Here is a 24088-nt window from a genome sequence, read left to right as displayed (position 1 = left end):
CTAGTGGCTATCTAGTGCCTATTGGATGCAATCACTATTTACCCAATCCACGAAAGTGTGGTCACACTTTCGTGAATTGGGATTACACCATCAACACTACGTGTTTTGGCACAATTAAGTATTATGGTAATCGCGCATTCTTGATATGACATCAGATCCATGACACAAACAATTTCTTTCAAACTCTCCGAACTCGCCGCCGAGTTTGTCGCCGCTCTCCCTGATTGTCGATTTGAATCCGATGGTACTGATCCCATCATCACGGGAGTCGCCGCGATCGATAAGGCGCAATTTGGAGAAATCACCTTTGTGTCTTCTGCAAAATTTGTCGCCCGTCTCAAGGATACCCAAGCCAGCGCTGTCATTCTTGATCTTAAAACTCCGTCACCTTTGCCCTGTATCCGCACCGCCCATCCCCGCATTCTCTTCGCCAAGGTTCTCGAAAAGTTTTATCAACCACCCACACCGCCACAGGGCATTCATCCCACCGCAATTTTGGGTGAAGGCGTGCAGTTAGGTACAAATGTGGCGATCGCACCCTATGTTGTCATTAGTGATCACGTCAAAATTGGTGATAACGTCACGATTTATCCCCATGTCACCATTTACAACGATGTCGAGATTGGCGCAAATACAACTATTCATGCCAATTGTGTAATTAGCGATCGCACTCAAATTGGCGCAAATTGTCTATTCCATCCCAGCACCGTTTTAGGTGGCGATGGCTTTGGCTTTGAGATATCGCCCAATGGCACTTGGTACAAAGTCCCCCAAATCGGTCATGTGATCATCGAAGATAACGTCGAACTGGGCTGTTCCTGCGCCGTTGACCGTCCTGCCGTTGGGGTTACTGTTATTCATAAGGGTGCAAAACTGGATAACTTTGTGCAGATCGGTCATGGGGTGGAAGTGGGAGCGCATTCCGTTCTCGCCTCACAGGTGGGCTTAGCGGGCGGTGTCACCCTCGGTCATCATGTGGTCATGGCAGGACAAGTCGGTGCAGCTAATCATATCCACATCGGTGATGGCGCAATTATTGGGGCAAAGTCGGGCATTCCCAGTGATGTTCCCGCAGGTGTGACGATGATGGGCTATCCCGTCGTTCCTGAAAAGGATTGGAAGCGTATCGTTATTTCGGAGCGTCAACTTCCAGACTTATTACACACAGTTCGCAAACTAGAAAAGAGAATTGCGGAACTAGAAGCAAAGACTGCTGAATAGCAGTAGCCAAACCTAAAAGAGAGTTGCGCCGCAACTCTCTTTTAGGTTTGGCTATAGAATATATTAATCACGCACAGGTCTATGCGAGGGCAAATCCATGACTCTGCAACCATTAACTCATGAAGCGATCGCCCCAGAGATCGACTATCCAGATAGTGACGGTAATCCTATGTCTGACAATACCGAGCAGTTTCGCTGGATTGTGATCATCAAAGAAAATCTAGAGATTATGTATGCTAACGATCCCCATGTATTTGTGGGAGGCGACTTGGCTTGGTATCCTGTGCGCTATACCCTAAGACGTATGGCTCCAGATGTGATGGTTGCATTTGGCAGACCTAAAGGTAGGCGAGGCTCTTACAAGCAATGGCTAGAGGATAATATCCCTCCACAGGTTGCTTTTGAAATTTTGTCACCAAGCAATAAAGATAGTCGCGGTATTGATGCTCTAGACGAGAAGTTTACATTTTATGAAACCTATGGCATTCAGGAATATTACATTTACGATCCTGATGATTTAACCTTAGTAGGCTGGCAGAGACAAGGCGATCGCTTGACCAAAATTCTCTCAATGAGCAACTGGGTGAGTCCACTGTTAGGAATCCGCTTTGATTGGGTAGCAGGACAAGAATTAGTATTATTTCGTCCCGACGGGCAAAAATTTCTATCCCCTGTAGAGTTAGATCAACTATTGCAGCAATCTAAGATTCAAGTTTGGCAGGAGCAGCAACGAGTCATACAGGAAGGTCAACGCGCTGATCAAGCACGTAAACGTGCTGATCGTCTTGCAGAGCGTTTACGTGCTTTGGGTATTGATCCAGATGATGAGTTTTAATTATAAACCTATAAAGTTGCGCCCCGCATGGGAGCAACTTTACAGGTTTGGGTGATTTATTTTGTATAAGTACTTATTTATTGACTTCCATACACATAGCGATCGCATATCCCCAGATCTCATCAATCTGCAAACTTTGCATGTCATTCCAGAATTGCAAGCCGAATCCTTACCTAATATTTGCAGTCTTGGCTTACATCCTTGGTTTGTGCAATTAGCAACATGGGAAACGGCATGGGTGAATCTTGCAGATTTAGCAAAATTATCACAGGTGGTAGCGATCGGTGAATGTGGATTAGATCGAAATATTGATTTGCCTTTAGAAACACAAATTTCTATCTTTCAAAGACATATCGAACTTGCTGAGGAGTTACAGAAACCACTTGTAATTCATTGTGTCAGAGCATTTGCGGAATTAATTGCGTTAAAGAAAAACACTAAATCCTCGATGCCTTGGATTATTCATGGCTTCAATAAGAAAGAAGAAGTCTTTCAACAACTGCTCAAGCATGATTTCTATTTCTCCTTTGGAGCCGCAATTTTTAGCGATCGCTCTCATGTGACTCAGACGATCGCTACTATACCGCAAGGTAGATTTCTTTTAGAAACTGATGATCGCCATGATATTAGCATTGAGCAAATTTACGATCGCGCCGCTAGCCTGCGCCATATTTCACTGGAAACGCTGCAAACAGAATTAGTTGAAACTTATCGTCAATTGACTAGGCTGGGCTGAATCTTCAATAGAATCAAGTCCATCCATTCCTAAGCCAATCTCACTGAGTAGTTCTTGCGCCGCAGTCAACATTTCAGGCTCTAGATTTTTCAAATCCTCGCGAGTACTTAGGTAGGTCTTGAGCGCAGTCATCGGATCGAGCGCTTCGGCTGTACTCAGCTCAGGTAATCGCGTGCGCGGATTTTGGCTAACCACTTCAGGAATGAGCGAGTAATTATGGGCGATCGCCATTGCTTCATGTAAGAGGCGATCGTCGATTTGGGCTAACTGTTCGGCTTTGACCTTGTAGATAAGTCTGGCGATCGCATGATCGATTTTCCCTTTGGCGATCGCTTTTAATAACTTGCCTTGAGGATCTTCCGATTGCGTTACGTCTACTTCCATTGTCCGAAATGCACGAGTCGGAATTGCACAAAACTCAAACTTCACATTCCCTTTCTCTACTTCTAGCCAACAATAGCCTTTCGATTCATTCTCTTCGCCAAAATCTACTCGCTCAATACTTCCTGGATAAACCACAAGCGGTTGCGTCGCTAGAATTTGATGACGATGTACATGTCCGAGCGCTACATAGTCAAACGCCTCACGGGTTAACATTGATAATGGAATTGTGAAACCTTTGCCAGCCGCTAAAAATCTCTCCGCGCCATAGGTAGCTGTATCTACCATCACATGCGCCAGTAGAATTGTGGGCAACTTGGGATCAAGCTGACGGATTTCGCCTTCGATGACAACTTGCAAGCGATCAATCAGGAATTGACTTACTTCAGTCATCGAAAAGCCTTCTGTTTCCGACTTTGTAAGTAAAGTCGATCGCGTAATCCAAGGCAAAGTAATAATCTGAATATCCCCTGCATCTGTGGAAATCCGATGGGTGGCGATCGTGTCACCCACCGTGAAGTTTGGCACAGCTAAACTGCGATAAATTGCTAAACTCGCACCACCTATACCCTGCGAATGTTGATCGTGATTTCCCACTAATAACACCGTAGGAATCCCAGCATCAGCAAGGCGACGAAATTGCTTGGCAAAAGCTTGCTGCACAAGTGGCGGTGGCGTAGCATCAGGAAAGGCATCACCACCAAAGAGAACAATATCGGCTGGCTCGTTAATTGCGCGATCTATACAGATTGTCAATGCTGCGACAAAGTCTTCTAGGCGAGTATTCAATCCTGTTTGCGGATTGACTTTGCCGTGGGTAGTACTGCCAAGATGAATATCTGAGAGATGGAGAACTTTAATAGTCACTATATTTATTTTGCTTATAGTTATAACCATCAATGTTATGACAAAAATAAAACCCCAGAGAAAGATGCGGCGCGAAGCGCCGCAACTCTCTCTGGGGTTTTATGTTCTAAAAGCAAAAGGGGGGCGCAAAGCGCCCCCCTTTTGCTTTATGTTACTACACGCCTACAGGTGTAGGAATTTGACTGAAAGCAACAGATGGCTTGTTGAAAACTTGAGCCAATTGACGAGGAGCGCGATCGCACCAGTTCTTCTTACCGTAGACATAGCCTGCAATCAATGGCAGAGCTACAGTGGCTTCGGAGTAAACCATTTGCTCTTGGACAATATCAACCTTGCCCCAAGAATGTGCTTCCTTCAAAGTCGAACCAGATAGAGCGCCATCACGCTCGTCAGCAACAGTGATTTGAACTGCATACTTGTGCATTGCTGCCTCGAAACCAAGCAACTCAGCCGCAACAACGGTATCTTGAGCGAAGTTCTTAGGAACACCACCACCGATCATGAATAGCCCAGTGTGAGGGCTTGCCAACTTGCACTGAGTCAACTCGCGGAAGTCGCGTACAGAATCGATGCTGACATGCTCTTCAGGAGAGAACCACTGATGATGGACTAAGCCGAAACCTGCGGAACAATCGCTGAAAGCAGGAACGAAGATGGGAACTTGATGCTCGTAAGCTGCCAAAACGACAGAGTGACGGTTTTTAGCATTCTTATCGAGGTATGCACCCATTTCATGGATGAACTCGCGAGAAGAGTAAGGGCGAGGAGGAAGAGAGTTGGCAATTTCGGCGATCGTCATGTCGCAAACGCGCAACTCGTCTTCGTCGATGTAGGTGTCATAGATGCGATCGATCGCATTTTCGCGGAGTACTGTGTCATCAGCAAAGGTATCACCGACATAGTGACGAAATCCGAGGGCTTCAAAGAAGTCTTGGTCAACGATGTTTGCGCCTGTAGAGACAATCATGTCTACCATGTTGTTGGCGATGAGATCGTAGACAACTCCCTTAAGTCCCGCACTAAATAAAGAACCTGCCAAACACAGGATGATCGCGCAATCTTTGTCCTTGATCATATCGTCATAGATATGAGCCGCACGTCCAAGGTTTCTACCTTGAAAAGCGGTGTTAGCCATTGCATCAACCAATCCGACTACATCAAAAGCTTTGATGTCGATGTGTTCAACGGTCTGTTTAAGTAGTTCGCGTTTCATGATTCTGTTTGTCCTAGATGTTATGTGTTAGTAGATGTATGCAAGAAAAATTTGATCAGAATTCAATAACAGAACAAGCAAAATCACACACCTAAGATCTAGGAAGTTTTTCCGCGATGACACATGTTTCAGGATTGACAGTAACTATCATTCAAAAGATAGATATTGCTGATTTGAAACATCACACGCCAAAAATCTCTATTAGCCAGAGGTTTTTAACCGCTTATTCAGTTTTGAAAATATTTAATCTTCTCCATGGTGAGAAGCGATCGACCTAGGTTGTTAACGGTGGTTACAACCCTGATAGTTAGAAGGTCGATCGGAACATACTAGGTCCTTCACAGGCATCATCCCAAGAAAGAGTAGGATCAGACTCACGTCTTTCACCCAACTTTAGGTTGAGGAGCCAATCACATCCAAGCAATAAAACCAGTTTTTTCAATTTCTATTTAGCTGAGTGCAATAATACCTAACTTATCATAACACTTTTTTTGTTAAACACAAGCAAAATGGCGCTAGAGAATTTACATATAAATTCGTTTAAATATGTATCAGGAGACTTGTAGAGATTTAAAGCCTCCTTCTTGAAACAAAGACGTATTTTCTAAAGGGGCGATCATGATGACAGCGCAGTATCAGGCGGCTCTACACTCCTATGCAGAGGGTCGGTATGAAGAGGCGATGCAGCAGTTCTCAGAATTGTTGTATGAAGATCCTCGTAATCCCAAACTACATATTTGGTTAGGTGCAACCTTCCGTAAGGCAGGCAAGATTGAGTATGCTAAGGTGCAATACCAACAGGTATTGACTCTTACAGAAGATCCAGATTTGCTTGATCTTGCAAGTACTTCGCTTGCTCAAATTCAAAATAAGTTAGCTAGTATTTCTCAAAACAATAACCTACAAAAAGACATAGGTTCTATTAATAGTCCTCATAATAGCTCTAATCTCAAAGAAGCCAGTTATGCTGATAAGGCTCAGGAAGCTAACTATAGAGCTTTGCAGTTAGAATCCACCAATCTTGGTTCAAAATTAAAAAGTCCATTTGGCGAAGCTAGTATTTCCTATATTATCGACCATGATGGCTCAACTACCAGTGACCTTACCGTACTAGCAACATCTTCTAATATTCCTGCTAAACCGAAGGCCTCTAAAAAAACTCAGGTTAACGGTAATGGGATAATTCCTCCGCCACCTGCGATCGCCGCCCAGTTTAAAAGTTATCAGCAAGAACAGGAACAACTAACAACTACTCCTCAAGGACAATTGCTGGATGAGCAGACTTTGTTGGTTGAAGATGCGGAAAATATAATGGCTAGGGATCAGGGTCTAGAAGATATAACGGACAAGGTTACACCTTCAATCTTGAATAAGTCTATCTCTAATATTCAGGAAGTAAGCCAGCAGAACAATCAAAAAATCGAGTTTCCACCTGTAGAATCATCAGTGATTCTGGGTTGGGGGATGGATTCTCAAAATACAGCTAAGCGCAGCAAAGTTAATGGAAGAAATGCTGGCTCGGCGATCGCATTGGAGGACATGTTTAAATTTTCTAGTGTCAGCCAAAAAATCACCTTATGGGGTGCTTTAGTTGCGACTATTCCTGCGATCGCCTTGGGGGTAGTAGCTTACCAAATGGGCAATGGTTTGTTATTGAATAAGGTCAAACAGGCTCAGCAATCGGAAGCGATCACTTTAGCAAATGTGACTAAAAATTTTTTAAAGCAGCAAACTAATGGTGTGGAAGTGCTTCAAAAATTACTGGTTTCGACCGAAGTAGGACAAAACATCTTACTAAAGCCCGCAAATCCCAAAGTAACTAATCCTCTTGCTTCAATGCCAATAGCCCAGCAACGACAATATAAGCAGCAGTTGACTAATCGGTTAAATCTCTATGGTCAAGCTTATCCTGATTACACTAGCATTGCGTTGTTTAGCGCTAATGGAGAGTTAATTGCTCAGTCAAGCCAATCGAAAACCCTGCAAACTCTTAGCCCTAATATCCTCAGTAAAGTAAGTTCTGTGGATAATGTATTGTTTAGTAATCCCGTATCAGGGAAAGATGGGGTTCATTTTTATGCAGCTAGGTCAATCAAGAGTTCTAATTCCCAAACAGTCAACATGATTTTGCAGGTTGAGATTCCTGTAAAAAAATTGGTAAATGATCTAAACAATGGACTCAAAGATGGTAACGATAATAGAAGTTTTTACATAGTTGATGGTGCTAACAAATATATTGCTAGTTCCCAACCTGTCACAGTTGGCGAAGATGCGTTAACTAATTTTGCAATGCTCCCCGATCTGCGAACAGCTCATTCCTCTGCTAGCCAAGATACTGTCAAGAGCGATCGCAATGGGCAACTGATTGCCTATGCCCCTGTACCAAATATGCAGACCTATGACATGCTGACTTGGGATGTCTTAACGACTATAGACAAAACTAAAGCGACCGCAGGTAATCAAAATTTACTGTTAGTGATTGGTATTGGTATTGCTGCTACGCCTTTACTAGTAGCAGCGATCACCTATGCTTTATCAAGGAAACTTAGCACCAGACTTAAGGATATTCGCGCCGCTTTACGAGATCTTAGACAAGGAAATACTGATGTTAGTTTTGGAACCTTAAGTGTGGAAGGAAATGACGAAATGTCAGACATTTCCTTAAGCATTAATAAAATGTCTGAACAATTTCAGACGATGATGCAGAAGCAAGAACAAGAAAAGCAAAACTTACAGTTACAGGTAGTGAAGTTGTTTAAAGTTTTGGCAAAACTTGCGAGAGAAGAAAGGCACGAGGTTAAAGAAGGTGATTTAACCGATGAAAACATCTTGTATTTAGGGAAAAAAGTACGGGCTGAAATAGTACAACGACATGCTGAAGTTGAGAGCTATCGCCAACAGAATGAAGACCTACGCAATCATTTGGCGCAAATGCTCAAGGATATTCAGGCCTTATCTGATGGCGATCTTACGGTTTCGACTCAGTCAGTTGATGGCAGTTTAGCGAATGTTGCCATATTTTTTGATGATGTCATCCGTGGATTACAAAATATTGTCGGTCAAGTTAAATCCTCAGCAAACCAAGTTAATTTCTCCCTTGGTCAAAATGAACAGGCAATCATGAATCTGGCTAGTGTTTCTCAGAGACAAGTCGATACAGTGACGCGATCGCTAACGACAATGCAGATGTCTAAGTTATCAGCAACGAGAATTGTCAGTAATAGCCAGCAAGTATTGCAATCATCACAGCTAGTATCAGAAAAATTGTCGGACAGCGATCGCTCGATTGAGGCTGTCATGTCCAAGGTTGGAGAATTGCAAAACACAATCTCCTCAACGGCTAAGCGCGTCAAGCATCTGGGTGTTGTCTCCCAAAAAATTGCTAAAGCGATTTCTGCAATTAATGAAATTGCGATTAAAACCAACTTTCTTGCCATCAATGCCACCCTAGAAGCATCTCGATCCAATGCTCCTAATCATGGATTTGTCCTAGTTGCCGAAGAAGTGGGAGAACTAGCTGCTCGCTCAGTTGCGGCGACAAAAGAAGTGGAAAGCCTACTCAGCAATATACAAAGCGAGACTAACGCAGTGATGGCGGTAGTTGAATCAGGTAGTAATCGACTATCAGAGAGTAATAACTTAGCGATCAACGCTAAGGATAGCCTGCAACAAATTGCCCAAATCTCCCAGCAAATTGATGGATTAGTGGTGGCGATCGCCGAGGCTACAACTTCACAAGCCCAAACATCGGAAGGGGTTGCCAACTTGATGAATGATATTTCGCATATGGCAAAAAGAACGCTTGCCTCTTCTTCGGAAGTATCCAAGTTTATCAAAGCCACACGAGGTTATTCTGGGGAACTCCAACAGTCCTTGTCTCATTTCAAAACTCGCTAGATTTTAGTTGTCTATGGGCAAAGATTTTGGCGATATGAATTATTACTGATTTGAGGATAGAAGTTTGTCAGACATAGATGTAATGGATTTTCCCATGATTGAAATATTGCCACAAACCAAGAACATCTTTTCTAAGGAAGCTCAAACTTTGACGCATGATTTAAAAAATAAAGTCTTAGAATTAGATGTAAACCAGCCAAGTTTTCAGCAACAACTTGACAGCTTAATTTCTACAATTAAGTTGTTGAGAGATGCGGCTATCAAAGCTAGTTTTTATATTCCCAACTCACCATTTTTAGAATTAGTTTGCAACTTCGAGTCGTTAATCAACCAATTGCGCGATCGTCGTGCTGATCTTGATTGGATTACCAAAGAACTAATACTTGAAGTAATCAACATGTCCAATCAAGTAATCGATGAATATTGCTCAGGAATAGATTTAGATAAGGATTGGATCGAATTACAGCGTAGCTTGTTTGCTCAAATAAGTGAACATTTGCAATTGGAATCAAATGAGATTAACTCCCCAAGTATTTTAGAATTAAATAGTAAAGAGAATGAGCCATTTAATTTAGAAGATACCCCAGAAGGTTTACATCTTTTTGATCTAGACTTTGACACAGAAGAAAATCAGGAAACTCAAGCAGGATTTTATACAACTTCAATAGAAGATCTAGATAATTCAGATAGTTTTTTAATGATTCAATTGGATCAAGAAGATAATCTTTTGGATTCTGACCAATTGTTTCAAGACATATCAGGAAGTTCTATTGATGAATTGACGACTTTATTCCCTAGTTTATTAACAGATACTTTTAGCGGTGATTTGGATGAATTGACTGGAGACTTGCAGGATTTTAATGAGACGAGGAGCGCTGAAAGACTGCCAATGCCAGAATTGTTGGCTAACATATTTCCAGTAGCACCTACCGAGCAATTATTAGGTAATGGGGTCGGCAATGATGACGAGACTGAAATCCAAGGGGTTAAGTGGAATGATCCTGATGTAGATGAAGAAGATCTGGAAGGGCTTGAAGATGATCTGGATCATGTTTGGAATAAATTTACAGCAATGGAGTCTTGGTCGCAGCCAAATGATGAAGGTCTAGTCCCTGCATTTGACTTGTCTGACTTTGCCCTGTCTGAATTATCTAATGATATTGTTGAAAACATGACTCCTAGCAGTGCTTTTGAGTCAAGCGATCGCAATATATCTAGCCTAGATGCAGCGCAAAATCTTCAATTCAAGGAAAATCCTAGTTCTCATCCTTCAGATTTAGACAGTAGCTTAATGTTAGCAGAAATGCTCAAAGAAGATTTTCCTGCTTCAGACATTGATACGGCGATCGAAGAATCCCCGATCTATCAGAATAATCTTGATGATACTAATTCTTCTTGGTCTGACTTATCGCAAATGAATTTTGGGGACAAAGAAATTTCCTATGCTGATTTCTCGGCTTTATCCGTAGACTTAAAATCAGATGTCAAGACTGAAATGGAAGCTGATATGAGTACTGTTGATAGTAATAATCAATTAGATGTTCAAGTGGTCACAAAAGTTAATGATGCGACGATTCGACTGCCCTTAAATCATTTAGAAATGTTAGGGGATTTATCGGAAGAATTATTAGTTCGTAAGGGAAGTTTAGATATTTATTTAAGTGAAATCAGAATCTTGTCTGGTGATGCTCAAAAACATTTGCAGCTATTAGAATCTAACTTAGATAGCCAACATCAAGCGGCGATCGCAGGGTTACACAATACATATGAGCAGATTGCCAATGTAATAGCACTCACTGAACAACAAAACTATGCGATGAGTCAGGATGTTTATCATTTAAGGAAAAATCTGCGCGAAGTCCTCAAAAATCCGATTTCTAGTCTTGTGCGAAAATTTCCACGTATTTTGCGAGATCTATCACTTCAGTATGGTAAACAGGTGGAGTTGGTTGTCCAAGGCGCTGAAATTGAAGTTGAGAGATTAATCTCCGACATCATCGCTGAACCACTAGAGCTATTGCTGCGAAATGCATTTAAACATGGTATCGAATCTCCCCACGAGCGTCAGCAGCAGGGGAAAGTATCCCAAGGTAAAATTGAATTTATGGCAACGCAAACCGATGAAAGCACCATCATCAAAGTTAGTGATGATGGTTGTGGTTTTGATATAGAAAAAATCCGTCATCAAGTTGAACAAGCGGCTGCGATCGCAGGTATGTCAGGTTTCTCAACAATGGATATGAGTGATGAACAGTTAATTGGATTAATTTTTGAGCCAAGTTTTAATCTCGTGCATAGTAAATCCTATACAGAAACAGGAACTAAATTAAGCGGGGTGAGGAAGAAGTTGCGCGAGTTGGGCGGCACTATTTCGGTACAGTCTCAGAAAGGCAAAGGTACTCAATTCACCTTGGTTTTGCCGAATATCCTCTCCTTAATTCGGGTGTTACTCATTGATATCAATCAAATGTGTTTAGCAATTCCCAGTAAAGTAATCTTGGAAGTAATCCCAAGTAATTTCGATAATCTTGATGCTGATACGGTAGAGACTCTACCGTGGCGAGATCGCGTACTACCTATAGTGCGTCTCAATTCTTCGCTAAAACTCAATTGTCGCCATAGTTTGAGTCATTCGATTCTCCAATCAAACCAATCTTCACAGTCAATCAACCAATCTGAAAGTCAGAAGCCTGCCCATACTGTACCTTCATTTTTAGTAATCAGTTACGAGAATCAACTATTTGCATTGCAGACTGATGGTTGCTGGCATGATCAAGAAGCAACATTTCACCAAATTGAGGGAGATATCAGCCTTCCACAAATTTTTCTAGGTACAGTGGTTTTGGGTAGTAATCAGGCTGTGGCTTTGCTCAATCCTGCCGAACTAGTCACTCAATTTCTGCATCCTATTCTGTGTCCTAATGATGACAATGCTCTAGCCTCTCAATCGTCCCATTCCAATTTCGAGAATCTTAGCACTCTATCTGACTTTTTTAATGCGGGGGATTCGACATCAGAGTCACCACTTGCTAATCTGTTAGAACCATTAGATATTAGTTTAGAGCGATCGCCTGAGCCTGAAAACCTAGAAAGTTCGGGGCTGTTTACCAGTGCATTCGAGAATTATCAAGCAAGGCGATCGCATCAACCAAGGGTATTAATTGTAGAATCTTCAGCTAATGTTCGGCGTTATCTGGCGATGACACTCGCCAAGTCAGGATTTTTGACTGAACAGGTTCAGGATGGCAAGGAGGCGATCGCCTTTCTCAAAGACTGTTTAGAGATGAAATTAAATGTTGACGCAGTAATCACCGATTTGGAACTGCCTCACATGGATGGATTTAAGCTTTTATCGAATATTCGTACCGATGCCGATCTTCAAAATTTACCAATTATTGTGCTTACTAGTAAGAACAATGAAAACGATCAAAAGTTAGCGCTATATCTTGGGGCTAAGGCTTACTTCAGTAAGCCTTACCGAGAACAGGAGCTAGTTAAAAAGTTACATCAAATTATTTCAGGCTAGTGAATGAATCGGAGCGGAAATCAACCTCCAAATAAAAGTAACGTGAGTTCGATATAGCCATTTGCGGCGTGCGAAGCACGCCGCAAATGGCTATATCGAACTCACGTTATGATTAAATTGCAACTGTTTCATGGAAGTGCGTGTAATCAAGATAGCGATGCCCATCATTTCCCATGGAAATCACATCCACAAAACGGCGATCGAATAAGATATTTCGAGCAGCATAAATATGTCGAGCATGAATCGTACCTTCGATCGTTTCATCGACACCAGTTAGAGACACTAGAATCTGAGCATGTAATCTTTCCATTGTTTCCATAGACAATCCATAGAGGGGACTACTCTCATTGATAGTATGCATCACCGTCCATGACAGTAAAAAGACAGGAGAATGATCGCGAGTTAGTTTCAACTCATGCAACCGTCGCATCATCTGACCTTCCGCAGTTACTTCATCGATCATTAGGTAAACACTCAATTTCGCTTCGAGAATGTTGTTTTTCCTTTCATTGGCTGTGCGAAACATTAGCGTGGGAATGCCATTGTAATTGTGAATCGTGGCTACTCGACTGAACATCACACGGGAAGAGGATTTGGCAAATCTAGTAAAGGCTATTCCTGTGATCACTGCAAATAACATCAAACTAGCGATCGATTCTAAGGTGACAATCAGGTTGGCATATAGTGTTTGCGGATTCATCACTCCATAGCCAATGGATGCTAGTGTTTGCACACTAAAGAAAAAAGCTTCCAAAAACCCTACTTCCTTTACACCTGCGATCGCATTCGCATCAAGTAAATAGAGAACTGCAAAAATGGCATTGAGAAATATATCGAACCCCACCACAATCACAAAAAATCCGACCCAAGGAATTGTTAACAATAGGTGATATGGATCACGCAAATAAGAATACCAAGAATTTCCACCAACAACTTGAAGTACTCCATCACGCTGCTCTAACTTAATTAGGGGATGATGCAACTTGCGTTTGATTCTCATAGGATAACTTGTCTTAATGACTTTCCCTTCATGTTAATATGAGCAGCGCTTTTCACTGTCCATACTAAACTTAAAATGTCACAAGTCTATACTTACCCTGATCTAATTACAGGTCGTCTCGTCAGCCGCTACAAACGTTTTTTTGCAGATATAGAATTAGAGAATGGTGAAGTAATTACCGCGCATTGTGCGAACACAGGACCAATGACAGGCGTATGCAAATTGGGAAGTCCTGTTTTAGTTTCCTATCATCCTAGTCCTAAACGCAAATTGGCCTATAGCTGGGAGGCAATCTATCTAGATGAACAATGGATTGGCATAAATACGAGTCTTCCCAATCGCGTGATTGGTCATATGCTCGATCGCCATTTATTACCAGAATTAGAACCATATAACACCGTCAAAGGTGAAGTAGCCTATGGCAACGAAAAAAGCCGTATTGATTTCTTATTGACTAATGGAGAAGATTCTTCTCAAAAAACCTATGTAGAAGTTAAAAACACAACTTGGTGTATGGGAAGTTTGGCGTTATTTCCTGACACAGTAACAACGCGGGGTCAAAAGCATATTCGCGAGTTAATGTCGGTACTTACAGAAGATACATCTGCTGCTCTAATCTTTTTTATCAATCGTGGTGATTGCGATCGCTTTGCGGCAGGTGCAGAAGCTGATCCCGAATATGCAAGGCTTTTAAAAGAGGCGATCGCTAAAGGTGTGAAGGTATTACCATGTCGATTTGCGATCGAGCCACCAAAAATCACTTACCTCGGTTTAGCTGACTTAGTAGATTAAACAAAAAACAGAGGAGACGCAAAGCGTCTCCTCTGTTTTTTGAGTTAAGTCGTTACATATCTGTAAAAGGTTTAACGATTTTCCAGAATGTGTAAGGAACACCAAGACTCAAAACAAAACAAACTGCGAGTTCTGCCATAGGTCAAGAGACAAATTTTGAATAGAGAAGTTTTAGATTTGTAGCATATGCTACTCGATAGATCTTTAACCATACAACCTTATCTGTATTTTAGCTATCTCCAGTTGGGGGATGTCAGCTGTGACGACTCCCAGCCCTAACTCGCGGACGAGTATAGGGTGGGCTTCTCAGTGAACCCTGCTATTGCATCGGGCATATCCTGAGCTTTGTTTTAAGTCCACGGAGCGCCCCTCCGCAGACTATTAATTTCTTACCTTGTACCCTACAACTTTTACTGCCTTGGATGAAATGCGGGTTTCTCGCGCTATCAGGCAAACCTATGGAAAATCGTACTTTCAAGATGAACCCATCTTCTTCTATGCTGTGCAACGGTTTTCGCTTACCAATAATCGCATTGCTACTGGTCAGAGGCTTATCAGACACCAATACGGGCGAAGTAGCCATTTTTATTCTACTGTAAAACACTTTCCATAGCAAAGATAATTGTCCATCGGCGGGGCATTGAACCCCTTGATGGACGCGCTTTCATCCCGTCACTCATCCTTGTAAACGGATAGAGTGCGGGGCTTTCGCTTGTGAGCTAAAAACCGATTTTGGTGTTTCCTGCGGCTTCGCCGCAGGCAACACCAAAATCGGTTTCATAATGAGAATTACTGGGTTTCGCTAAATTTTTTCGCCAAACGATCCAACTTGTGATAGTCTGTCTCCCTGACGGGGTTACTCCGAAAACTAAAGCAGTTTACAAGTGAGTACGAACTCATTTGTAGATAGAAAATCAAACTCAGGAATGGTTTTGGATTTTCATTTTGCTTACAGCAAAATGAAATTTGCTATCAATCAAAAACTAAGTAAATCGTTTCTCACACAAGGAAGTGATATCTGTGAAAAATCTAATTAACCTAAATAAAATTTTGCTTGGCTTGACTGCCGTGGGTTGCTTGACAGCGATCGCGGCTCCTTCAGCTCAAGCACAGCCAGCCTATGGTAGCTATGTGGGCGCAGGCGCTAGCTTTGGCTTTACCAGTGGCAATAGTAGTGCAGGCGAAAGCTCTCGCACATCTGGGCTAATAGCGGCTCGTTATAAGTTTCTAGAATTCCCTGTTTCTGTCAGAACCCAAATTTTGATTGGTAGTAGTACCGCAGTTGTACCAACTGTATCCTTTGATGTGCCATTAAACTTTGATACTGATGTTTATATTGGTGCAGGTGTAGCGCTTTCTAACACCGTTGATACAACTCCAGTAGGTAACAGAAATAGCTTTGTGATCCAACCTGGTATTGATTACACAGTACCTAATAGTAATCTTGTCCTATTTGGTAATGTGATCTTCGCTTTTGATGCCTATCGCAATTCTCCAGGAACATCGGCAACTTCTTTACAAACTGGTTTGGGCTTACGATTCTAGTAAAGGCTGTCCCTATCATGTCCCAACAAAGTAGAGTAAAAGCAGTCCTTGGGACTGCTTTTATTTTTAAGTACCTTGTTACCCAAACCGTTAAGGTTGCGCCCCTGCGGGGCGCAACCTTAACGGTTTGGGATTGTAATTAATTATGCCTATCCACTTGTGGATTAGCGACATTGCTTAGCCTTTTCTCTCAAGAACTCGTTTTTTGTGGCGCAGCGAGCCGCACCACAAAAAATGGTTCTTTATTTTGCGTAAGTCCTACAAATTAAAATGATAATATTCGTAAAACTGTCCTAGGTAAGACGATGAGCGCACCAACAGCAACTAAGATCGGACTCAATACCGCTTTGCCCAGTATTCGTCGCATTCATGCCATTATTCGCGACAAAAATGAAGTGGAAATTAAACTGGTTACAGGCGATCAACTACGCGGCAAAATTGTTTGGATTGATGATCAATGCCTTTGCATGGATGCATCGGGACATAAGATCGTGATTTGGCAACATGCGATCGCCTTTATCAAAGGCTAATTATCAAAGGCTAACTAACTTTTGAAATTTCTGCGGCGGTTCTATTGGCTAACCAGTTAGTACACACGCGGCGCGTTTGTACTAACTGACTAGAATTTTTTGGAGGATATATGGTTGCGACACCGTCTTCTATTGTCAAATCTCCTCTCGTGATTAAGTGGGAAAAATGGCCAGATGATCTGCCTTTAGAGGAAGAACCTGTGGAAAATGAAGGGCAACCGCTTTTGGCAGGGGCATTGCGCGAAAGTTTAGAACTGTCAGGTTTTATTCAACCTGAGATGTTGATTGCGTCTAATTTTGGGCTATGCGCTACGGTCAACGATACGATCGCGATCAAGGCTCCTGATTGGTTGTATGTCGCGGATGTTCAAAAGTATGAGACGATTCGCGATCGCCGTAGCTATACACCCACACTTGAAGGGGCGACACCGACTATAGTTATGGAGTTTTTGTCCCATAGCGATGGCGGCGAATATTCAGTCAAACGGACTTTCCCCCTTGGCAAATGGTTTTTTTATGAGCAGATTTTGCATGTTCCTGTATATGTGATTTTTGAGCCAGCTACAGGTGAACTAGAGGTCTACTATCTACAGGGCGATCGCTATGAACTCGCCCAACCAAATGCGGAAGGGCATTTCTGGATCGAGGCGATGAAGTTGTATTTGGGCGTATGGCAGGGGGCTAAAGAACAACGTGATGGCTATTGGTTGCGTTGGTGGGATGAGTTAGGTAACATTTTGCCTTGGGCGGTTGAGCTAGTTGAGCAAGAGCGTCTACGTGCTGAGCAAGCAAACGAACGGGCTGAAAAGTTAGCCAATTATTTGCGATCGCAAGGAATCAACCCCGATGCATTGCCCTAAGTGGAAATCTACAGCAATTACCGATCAAACGAATCACAAGAGATTTTTTGAAAGTGTTGCTTCGCAACACTTTCAAAAAATCTCTTGGTTTGAGCGCAAAGAACCGCCATTCTGAATCAGCAGTCTAAATAATAATGAAAGCGGAATTTTATTACAGTCAGCGTAAGTATGAATGCATGGTTGTGATGCTTTCCGATGAGCGAGGGGAGAGTAAAGAATTACGCATCCGCAATCATGAAGGCGAAATCTTAGCTGTCAGGCAAGGGCAGAAAACAGCTTTGCGCGGTAAAAGTCGGGCGACTTCGCAGGAAGTCGATATTTTAAAAAATAACTATTACAACCTCATCAAAGCTGCTGTAAATGCTCTCGATCTTGCTGAAAAATACAAGCTGCTTAAGGATAAAGATGAAGAAATTCGTCTGCTTAATGCAGAGATTGCCATTTTTAGAGAAAAAGCTAATCTGTCGGACGAAGAACGTGGTGAAATCTTACAACTCCGAGATCAAATCAAAACTTTATCTGATCAGCAAAATATTCCCACCTTTAATTATGATGAGCGCGAGACTGAAGCAAAACTAATTAAAAGGCTGGGAGCAAGAGCTTGGCAAGAGTTGGAAATATCTAGCAAAAACGATCTATTTAGTGCCTATAAACATAAATATTTGGTTGAGTCAGATATTTTTACAGAGGATTTTTCGGACTACAAACCCTCATGTTTATATATTGCTAGTGTGGTCGAGAGGGAAATTGTGCATTCTTTTTATAAGAGTTTCTATCACTTTCTTTGCCAGCAAAATCCCATGCAAAGAGATTTTGTAATCGCGGGAGTGATTCTCAAAAACAGAGGCAGATATACTATCGGCAGTTTGCCCTATCTGATTGCTAAGGAATGGGATACTTTTAGTGATGAGATTTTAAATAGGGACAGTTTATCTAATGCCGATCGCGATCGCCTTTACTATCACAAAATCAATGATCAGAAAATATCAACTAGCGATCGCCAATTAGTAAATGAATTCTTGGAACAGTGGAATCACCCTGTTTCTAGTTGGCTCTTAGGCAATCAAAAAGCAGCCAGTAAAATTGACCAAATCGCTAAATTACGAAATTTGACGGCGCATCCTATGCCAATATACAAATGGCAGTTTACAGAATTATGGCTACTAGTTATTGGTGGGAAAACTAAAAGTGGTCGTAACCAAAAAGGGTTACTAAAAGAAATCTATGAGAAACCCAATGATAACCATTGATTATTCTCAATGATTTTAGGCATCATACAATTATTAAGTTGATGCTTGTTTTTGACTATAAACTCTAGTAATCAAAAATAATTAAACATTAGTGAGATCATTCCTTTTATGGCTACATCTTTTCCTATTTCGCAAGCCTCTAGCCTCTGGCAACTATGGGAGCAAGGCGCAAAAAATCATCCTGATGCGATCGCTCTTCATGATCCCCATACCAAACCTCCAGTCAGAATTTCCTATAAAGACACCTTTGAGCAAATTAATGCTTTTGGGGCAGGCTTGCGATCGCTAGGCATCCAATTTGGAGAAAAGGTAGCTCTAATTGCTGATAACTCGCCACGATGGTTAATTGCTGACCAAGGGATTTTGGCGATCGGCGCAGCCAATGCCACCCGTAGCTCACAAGCTGAACGTAGCGAATTGCTCTACATCATCGAGCATAGTGATAGCGTAGCGATCGTCGTCGAAAATCTCGCTACCCTCAAAAAACTAGAACCAGAATTACATACATTACCCGTCAAGCAAATTATCTTGCTCTCAGACGAAACCCCACCCGAAGGAGCTTATAACTTTCAGCAATTACTCGAAAAGGGCAGCAGCAAAGATTTAGGCAATCCCCCCATTCAACGCGATACCCTTGCCACCCTGATCTATACATCAGGTACAACGGCTCGTCCCAAGGGCGTAATGCTTACCCATGGAAATTTCCTATATGAAGTCCAAGGGGCGCAGTCAGTTTTGCAACTGCAAGTAGGCGAAAAAGTTCTGAGCATTCTCCCGACATGGCATTCCTACGAGCGTACCTTTGAATATTTCATCTTTTCCCAAGGTTGCACTCAGATTTACACCAATCTCCGCACGATCAAAAAAGATCTTAAGGAACACAAACCTGACTACATGGTAGCCGTGCCGCGCCTATGGGAGTCCATCTATGAAGGTGTACAGAAAAACTTCCGCGAACAACCTGCAAATAAGCAAGGGCTAGTCAAATTTTTCTTCAATGCTAGTCAGAAATATATTGTTGCTAAGCGCATTTTTCAAGGATTAAATGTCGAAAATCTCTATCCTTCCCTAGTCGAGAAATTGCTTGCCTTGCCTTCGGTGATTGGGCTATGGGCTATTCACAAGCTTGGAGATAAATTGGTGTATCAAAAAGTCCGCGAAGCAACGGGTGGCAATTTCAAATATATCGTCAGTGGCGGTGGCTCGATCGCGGAACATCTCGAAGACTTCTATGAAATTGTCGGCATCGAGATTTTAGGTGGCTATGGCTTGACTGAGACCTCCCCAATTACCCATGTGCGCCGCCCAAATCGTAATATTCGTGGTGGTGATGGACAGCCATTTCCTAATACGGAAACTCGGATTGTCGATCTGTCTACCAGAGCCGATGTACCAGTGGGACAACAGGGATTAGTCCTAATTCGGGGTCCGCAAGTAATGCAAGGCTATTATAAAAATCCTGAAGCCACGGCTAAGGCGATCGATCCGCAGGGCTGGTTTGACACAGGCGATTTGGGCTATGTCAGCAAATGGGATGACTTGGTAATCACGGGTCGAGCAAAAGATACGATCGTCTTGACCAATGGCGAAAACATTGAACCACAGCCCATTGAAGATGCTTGCATTCGCAGTCCCTATATCGATCAGGTAGTACTAGTGGGACAAGACCAAAAGCAGCTAGGAGTTTTGATCGTTCCCAATCTTTCAGCACTAGAAGCCGCAGGATTAATTCCTGCTGACTCAACTCTTACTGATATTTTGCCTGAGTTGAATCAAGCAAAAATTCGGAATCTTTACCGTGAAGAACTCAATCGCGAAGTCCAAAACCGTCCAGGCTATAGCATTAACGATCGCATCGGCGTTTTTGAGTTCTTGCCTGAACCCTTTACCATCGATAATGGGTTCCTAACGCAAACATTCAAGATCCGACGTAACATCGTATTTGAGCGTTATCAAGATATTATTGTCAAAATGTTTACTTCATAATGTGAAAGCGGCTGCGCCGCCTTCACATTAAAAACTACTTCATAATGTGAGAGCGGCTTTGCCGCTTTCATGTTAAACACTATTAAATTTGGAGATAAGTGTGAATTCGATGGATTTTTCTAATCAGCTCTTATTGCGTCGTACCGCCAATATTCAAGTCATTGTGACGCAGCGCTGGAAAGAGGAAATGCAGCAACAACTGCAACAGCAAATTGCTCAACTCGATGCTCAAGTGCAGCAAGTCGATGCTCAAGGCTCACGTCAAATCAATGAAATTGAGCGTCAAAGCATCAAACCATTTTCTGCCGAAGTTTCCAATGAGATCGAAGGTATTCGTGCAGAAATGAATCGAGTTAAAGCCGAATTGCTAGACCAAAAGAATCAATTACTCACGCAATTAACCCAAGTTCAAAATCTGGAACTTGAACAAGAAGTTTCCCAAGGACAACTTGACAGCTATTTCCCTGCTGGCAAGGGTGATAATTTAATTGCTCAGATGCGTGTAGAAATTGTTCTCCGTGATGGCATCATCGAAGATATCCGTACTGGTTTTCCTGCTGTCTAAATCTTAATCGCATCCCCCAAAGAGGGATGCGATTAAGATTATCCGCCCACTTACCTAAAAAAAGGCATGAACGTTCTACTGGTTTACCCACTTTTTCCAAAAACATTTTGGTCTTATGAAAAAATCCTAGAGCTAGTAAATCGTAAAGTGTTACTACCGCCTCTAGGCTTGATTACAGTTGCGGCGATCTTGCCCCAAGAATGGAATTTCAAGCTGGTCGATCGCAATGTGCGCTCAATTACCGAGGCGGAATGGCAATGGGCGGATATGGTGATCTTATCGGCGATGATCGTCCAAAAAGATGATTTATTGTCATTGATTAAAGAAGCGAAACAACGGGGTAAAAAAGTTGCTTGCGGTGGGCCCTATCCCACCTCGATGCCCGAAGATCCTCAAGCGGCGGGTGTGGATTATCTGATTTTGGATGAAGGCGAAATTACTTTGCCCATGTTTGTCGAGGCGATCGCTAAGGGTGAACCCAGTGGCATTTTCCGCACCAGTGAAAAGCCCGATGTCACTAGCACACCCGTACCACGCTTTGATTTATTAGAATTTGATGCCTACGACTCGATGTCGGTGCAGTTCTCACGCGGATGTCCCTTCCAGTGCGAATTCTGCGACATTATTGTACTGTACGGACGCAAACCCCGTACTAAGACTCCTGCTCAGTTACTAGCCGAACTAGATTATTTATATAGCCTCGGTTGGCGGCGTGGAGTGTTTATGGTGGATGACAACTTCATTGGCAATAAACGCAATGTGCGCTTGCTCTTGCTCGAACTAAAAGAATGGCAAAAAGAACATGGCTATCCCTTCCGCTTTAATACGGAAGCTTCCATCGATTTAGCCGCCGACCAAGAACTCATGGATCTGATGGTAGAGTGCTATTTTGATGCCGTATTCCTTGGTATCGAAACTCCCGATGAAGATAGCTTGCAGATGACCAAGAAGTTTCAAAATACTAGATCTTCGTTGCTGGATTCGGTTGAAGCCATCACCAAAACAGGGATTCGCGTCATGGCTGGGTTTATTATCGGCTTTGATGGCGAGAAAAAAGGAGCAGGCGATCGCATTGTCCGATTTGCCGAACTAACGGGTATTCCTACGACAACATTTGCGATGTTGCAAGCATTGCCCCATACCGCTCTCTGGCATCGCCTCGAAAAAGAAGGTCGTTTGCGAACTCAAAATGGGAACTTGAATCAAACAACCTTGATGAATTTTGAGCCAACCCGCCCCGTCGAGGAAATTGCCCGCGAATATGTGGAAGCTTTCTGTGCTTTGTATGAGCCTCATGCTTACCTCGATCGCGTTTACAGCTATTTCTTAAAGTTGGGCGCACCCAGAATCAAAGCTGAAGCAAAATTGCCTACACTTACCGATCTCAAGGCTCTAGCGATTATCGTTTGGCGGCAAGGGATTAAACGCGATACTCGTTGGAAATTCTGGCATCATCTGTTTAGCATGATTAAGCGTAATCCTGCGGTATGGGAGCATTACCTAATCGTCTGCGCTCACAATGAACACTTCATGGAGTACCGCGATATTGTACGTCGTGAAATTGAATCGCAGCTAGCTGCTTATTGGAAAGAAGAAGAGCGTCTAAATCTTCTCAATACTGCCCAAGAAAGAGAGCTTGATCTCGCGAGCTAGGTATAAAAACTTAGCTCAATAAGCGTTTAGTTTTTATAGCAATTGCCGATCAAACGAGCTACAAGAAAAATTTTGCAAGTGTTATAGCCACTCTTGTTAGGACACAAAACCCAAGAAGCGAGTGGCGGCGCGAAGCGCCGCCACTCGCTTCTTGGGTTTTGTCTTGTCCTATTGAAAGTGACTACAGCTATACTTTGCAAAGCTTACAAAATTCTTCTTGGTTGAGTTTCGAGCGCAAAGCGCTGTAATAAGTACTTGAGCAAAAAATTACCAAAACCTGTAAAGTTGCGCCCCTGCGGGGCGCAACTTTACAGGTTTTGCTTCCTAGAGATTTTGTAGCATGTCCCAAACTCACGCTATTTAGCTCCACCTGAATTGCCGTTGTTAATAAACTTTAAGATGATTTTGCCGTGACAGAACGTAATGCTCATTGATTGAATTTTCATATCAAAAACTGGTCTGTGATTACGCCTGTGAATAAGATTATAAAAACTTATCAAAAAAATTAAAATACAAACGAAAACTCATCATTTTATTTGCCTGTCAAAACAACTAAAAGCCTTTACTAGACTAGTTTTCAACCTTTGCAATGGTCTTGAAAGCGACCGATAACTATCACCTATAACCAATGATAGAAATAAAAAGCTAGTTGTTCGCTTGGCTGCCAAGAGCGATATGATGCGTGTTGATACCCTTGTGGGTAATTGAAGTAAACGTAACTTGGCTGAGTTCCTTTAGTAAGGTACAAATTCAAGCCCTCGTTTATTTTTTTGGCTGCAATCTTTAAGAGGTTTATTACATACATGGCTACCTACAAAGTAAGACTGATTAACGAAGCTGAAGGCCTTGATAAAACTATCGAAGTTCCTTCTGACGAGTATATTCTTGACGTTGCTGAAGCTCAAGGCATCGATCTTCCTTACTCCTGTCGCGCTGGCGCTTGCTCTTCCTGTGCTGGCAAAATCGTTAAGGGTGAAATCGATCAAGGCGATCAGTCCTTCTTGGATGACGAACAAATCGAAGCTGGCTACGCTCTTCTTTGCGTAACCTATGCTCAGTCTGATTGTGAAATCTTGACCCACCAAGAAGAAGCTCTCTACTAATCGCTTCTTTCCATAAATTTTTTAAAAGCTCCGATCGCTAGTACTTTATGTACAACGTTCGGAGTTTTTTAGTCTGCGTCATGATTTGATGCTACATTTCTCAGAATCTAAATTGTAAGGAACCGCAC

At 42.4% G+C, this 24088-nt stretch carries 17 protein-coding genes; 14 read left to right on the top strand and 3 right to left on the bottom strand.

All coding sequences use genetic code 11. From position 1 onward, the window contains the following. The first annotated feature begins 159 nt into the window (after positions 1-159). The 3 genes from lpxD (at position 160) to VB775_RS23590 (ending at position 2792) form a co-directional block, all read left to right on the top strand. Positions 160-1221 (top strand): UDP-3-O-(3-hydroxymyristoyl)glucosamine N-acyltransferase, encoded by a 1062-nt coding sequence (gene lpxD, locus VB775_RS23600; RefSeq protein WP_281006055.1) that lies wholly within the window; start codon positions 160-162, stop codon positions 1219-1221. Positions 1222-1318: 97 nt separating this feature from the next. Further along, on the top strand, positions 1319-2056 hold the full coding sequence (locus VB775_RS23595) for a Uma2 family endonuclease (RefSeq protein ID WP_281006056.1): 738 nt from the start codon (positions 1319-1321) through the stop codon (positions 2054-2056). A 61-nt stretch (positions 2057-2117) separates the two neighbouring features. Next, entirely contained in the window at positions 2118-2792 is a 675-nt protein-coding gene (locus VB775_RS23590) for a TatD family hydrolase (RefSeq protein ID WP_281006057.1), read from the top strand. Here VB775_RS23590 and sbcD read toward each other — a convergent pair. Then, positions 2754-4070 (bottom strand): exonuclease subunit SbcD, encoded by a 1317-nt coding sequence (gene sbcD / locus VB775_RS23585; protein ID WP_416235819.1) that lies wholly within the window; start codon positions 4068-4070, stop codon positions 2754-2756. The two genes, VB775_RS23590 and sbcD, sit on opposite strands and share 39 nt — an antisense overlap. 124 nt (positions 4071-4194) lie before the next feature. After that, on the bottom strand, positions 4195-5253 hold the full coding sequence (locus tag VB775_RS23580; RefSeq protein ID WP_281006059.1) for a 1,9-bis(guanidino)-5-aza-nonane synthase: 1059 nt from the start codon (positions 5251-5253) through the stop codon (positions 4195-4197). Positions 5254-5871: 618 nt separating this feature from the next. On the opposite strand from VB775_RS23580, the gene VB775_RS23575 reads away from it, so the two are divergent. Together VB775_RS23575 and VB775_RS23570 are read left to right on the top strand one after the other, a co-directional pair. Further along, positions 5872-9150 carry a methyl-accepting chemotaxis protein gene (locus VB775_RS23575; RefSeq protein WP_281006060.1) on the top strand — a complete coding sequence of 1093 codons (3279 nt, stop codon included), beginning with the start codon at positions 5872-5874 and terminating at the stop codon, positions 9148-9150. Positions 9151-9214: 64 nt separating this feature from the next. Further along, positions 9215-12676, top strand: a complete 3462-nt coding sequence (locus tag VB775_RS23570; protein WP_281006061.1) for a response regulator — start codon at positions 9215-9217, stop codon at positions 12674-12676. A 112-nt stretch (positions 12677-12788) separates the two neighbouring features. On the opposite strand, the gene VB775_RS23565 is transcribed toward VB775_RS23570, so the two are convergent. After that, complete coding sequence (locus VB775_RS23565; protein WP_281006062.1) at positions 12789-13676, bottom strand: ion channel; 888 nt, start codon at positions 13674-13676, stop codon at positions 12789-12791. Positions 13677-13751: 75 nt separating this feature from the next. On the opposite strand from VB775_RS23565, the gene sfsA reads away from it, so the two are divergent. The 9 genes from sfsA to VB775_RS23520 all read left to right on the top strand — a co-directional run bounded on the left by sfsA (position 13752) and on the right by VB775_RS23520 (position 23960). Beyond that, entirely contained in the window at positions 13752-14468 is a 717-nt protein-coding gene (gene sfsA, locus VB775_RS23560; protein WP_281006063.1) for a DNA/RNA nuclease SfsA, read from the top strand. A gap of 1020 nt (positions 14469-15488) precedes the next feature. Beyond that, positions 15489-16013, top strand: a complete 525-nt coding sequence (locus VB775_RS23555) for a hypothetical protein (RefSeq protein ID WP_281006064.1) — start codon at positions 15489-15491, stop codon at positions 16011-16013. Between the two features lie 305 nt (positions 16014-16318). Continuing rightward, a complete protein-coding gene (locus VB775_RS23550; protein ID WP_094534012.1) occupies positions 16319-16543 on the top strand; it encodes an Hfq-related RNA-binding protein in 225 nt (74 codons plus the stop codon). A gap of 110 nt (positions 16544-16653) precedes the next feature. Further along, a complete protein-coding gene (locus VB775_RS23545) occupies positions 16654-17403 on the top strand; it encodes a Uma2 family endonuclease (protein WP_281006065.1) in 750 nt (249 codons plus the stop codon). A gap of 134 nt (positions 17404-17537) precedes the next feature. Beyond that, a complete protein-coding gene (locus tag VB775_RS23540; protein WP_281006066.1) occupies positions 17538-18653 on the top strand; it encodes a hypothetical protein in 1116 nt (371 codons plus the stop codon). 108 nt (positions 18654-18761) lie between these two features. Then, positions 18762-20639 (top strand): AMP-dependent synthetase/ligase, encoded by a 1878-nt coding sequence (locus VB775_RS23535; protein ID WP_281006067.1) that lies wholly within the window; start codon positions 18762-18764, stop codon positions 20637-20639. A gap of 109 nt (positions 20640-20748) precedes the next feature. Beyond that, positions 20749-21204: a YlqD family protein gene (locus VB775_RS23530; protein WP_281009423.1), complete on the top strand. Its 456-nt coding sequence runs from the start codon at positions 20749-20751 to the stop codon at positions 21202-21204. Positions 21205-21270: 66 nt separating this feature from the next. After that, positions 21271-22857 carry a B12-binding domain-containing radical SAM protein gene (locus VB775_RS23525; protein ID WP_281006068.1) on the top strand — a complete coding sequence of 529 codons (1587 nt, stop codon included), beginning with the start codon at positions 21271-21273 and terminating at the stop codon, positions 22855-22857. An 803-nt stretch (positions 22858-23660) separates the two neighbouring features. Continuing rightward, the gene (locus VB775_RS23520; RefSeq protein ID WP_094532658.1) at positions 23661-23960 is read left to right on the top strand and encodes a 2Fe-2S iron-sulfur cluster-binding protein; all 300 of its coding nucleotides are present in this window, start codon (positions 23661-23663) and stop codon (positions 23958-23960) included. Positions 23961-24088: the final 128 nt, after the last annotated feature.

It is taken from the genome of Pseudanabaena sp. CCNP1317 (assembly GCF_034931345.1).
In the GTDB taxonomy this organism is placed as follows: domain Bacteria; phylum Cyanobacteriota; class Cyanobacteriia; order Pseudanabaenales; family Pseudanabaenaceae; genus Pseudanabaena; species Pseudanabaena galeata.
This window is presented reverse-complemented; position numbering and strand designations above follow the sequence as displayed.

Bases quoted from the DNA above. Each gene is read 5' to 3' on its own strand.
- lpxD (WP_281006055.1), top strand. From the start codon at position 160: ATGACACAAACAATTTCTTTCAAACTCTCCGAACTCGCCGCCGAGTTT.
- VB775_RS23595 (WP_281006056.1), top strand. From the start codon at position 1,319: ATGACTCTGCAACCATTAACTCATGAAGCGATCGCCCCAGAGATCGAC.
- sbcD (WP_416235819.1), bottom strand. From the start codon at position 4,070: ATGGTTATAACTATAAGCAAAATAAATATAGTGACTATTAAAGTTCTC.
- VB775_RS23580 (WP_281006059.1), bottom strand. From the start codon at position 5,253: ATGAAACGCGAACTACTTAAACAGACCGTTGAACACATCGACATCAAA.
- VB775_RS23575 (WP_281006060.1), top strand. From the start codon at position 5,872: ATGATGACAGCGCAGTATCAGGCGGCTCTACACTCCTATGCAGAGGGT.
- VB775_RS23565 (WP_281006062.1), bottom strand. From the start codon at position 13,676: ATGAGAATCAAACGCAAGTTGCATCATCCCCTAATTAAGTTAGAGCAG.
- sfsA (WP_281006063.1), top strand. From the start codon at position 13,752: ATGTCACAAGTCTATACTTACCCTGATCTAATTACAGGTCGTCTCGTC.
- VB775_RS23550 (WP_094534012.1), top strand. From the start codon at position 16,319: ATGAGCGCACCAACAGCAACTAAGATCGGACTCAATACCGCTTTGCCC.
- VB775_RS23545 (WP_281006065.1), top strand. From the start codon at position 16,654: ATGGTTGCGACACCGTCTTCTATTGTCAAATCTCCTCTCGTGATTAAG.
- VB775_RS23540 (WP_281006066.1), top strand. From the start codon at position 17,538: ATGAAAGCGGAATTTTATTACAGTCAGCGTAAGTATGAATGCATGGTT.
- VB775_RS23535 (WP_281006067.1), top strand. From the start codon at position 18,762: ATGGCTACATCTTTTCCTATTTCGCAAGCCTCTAGCCTCTGGCAACTA.
- VB775_RS23530 (WP_281009423.1), top strand. From the start codon at position 20,749: ATGGATTTTTCTAATCAGCTCTTATTGCGTCGTACCGCCAATATTCAA.
- VB775_RS23525 (WP_281006068.1), top strand. From the start codon at position 21,271: ATGAACGTTCTACTGGTTTACCCACTTTTTCCAAAAACATTTTGGTCT.
- VB775_RS23520 (WP_094532658.1), top strand. From the start codon at position 23,661: ATGGCTACCTACAAAGTAAGACTGATTAACGAAGCTGAAGGCCTTGAT.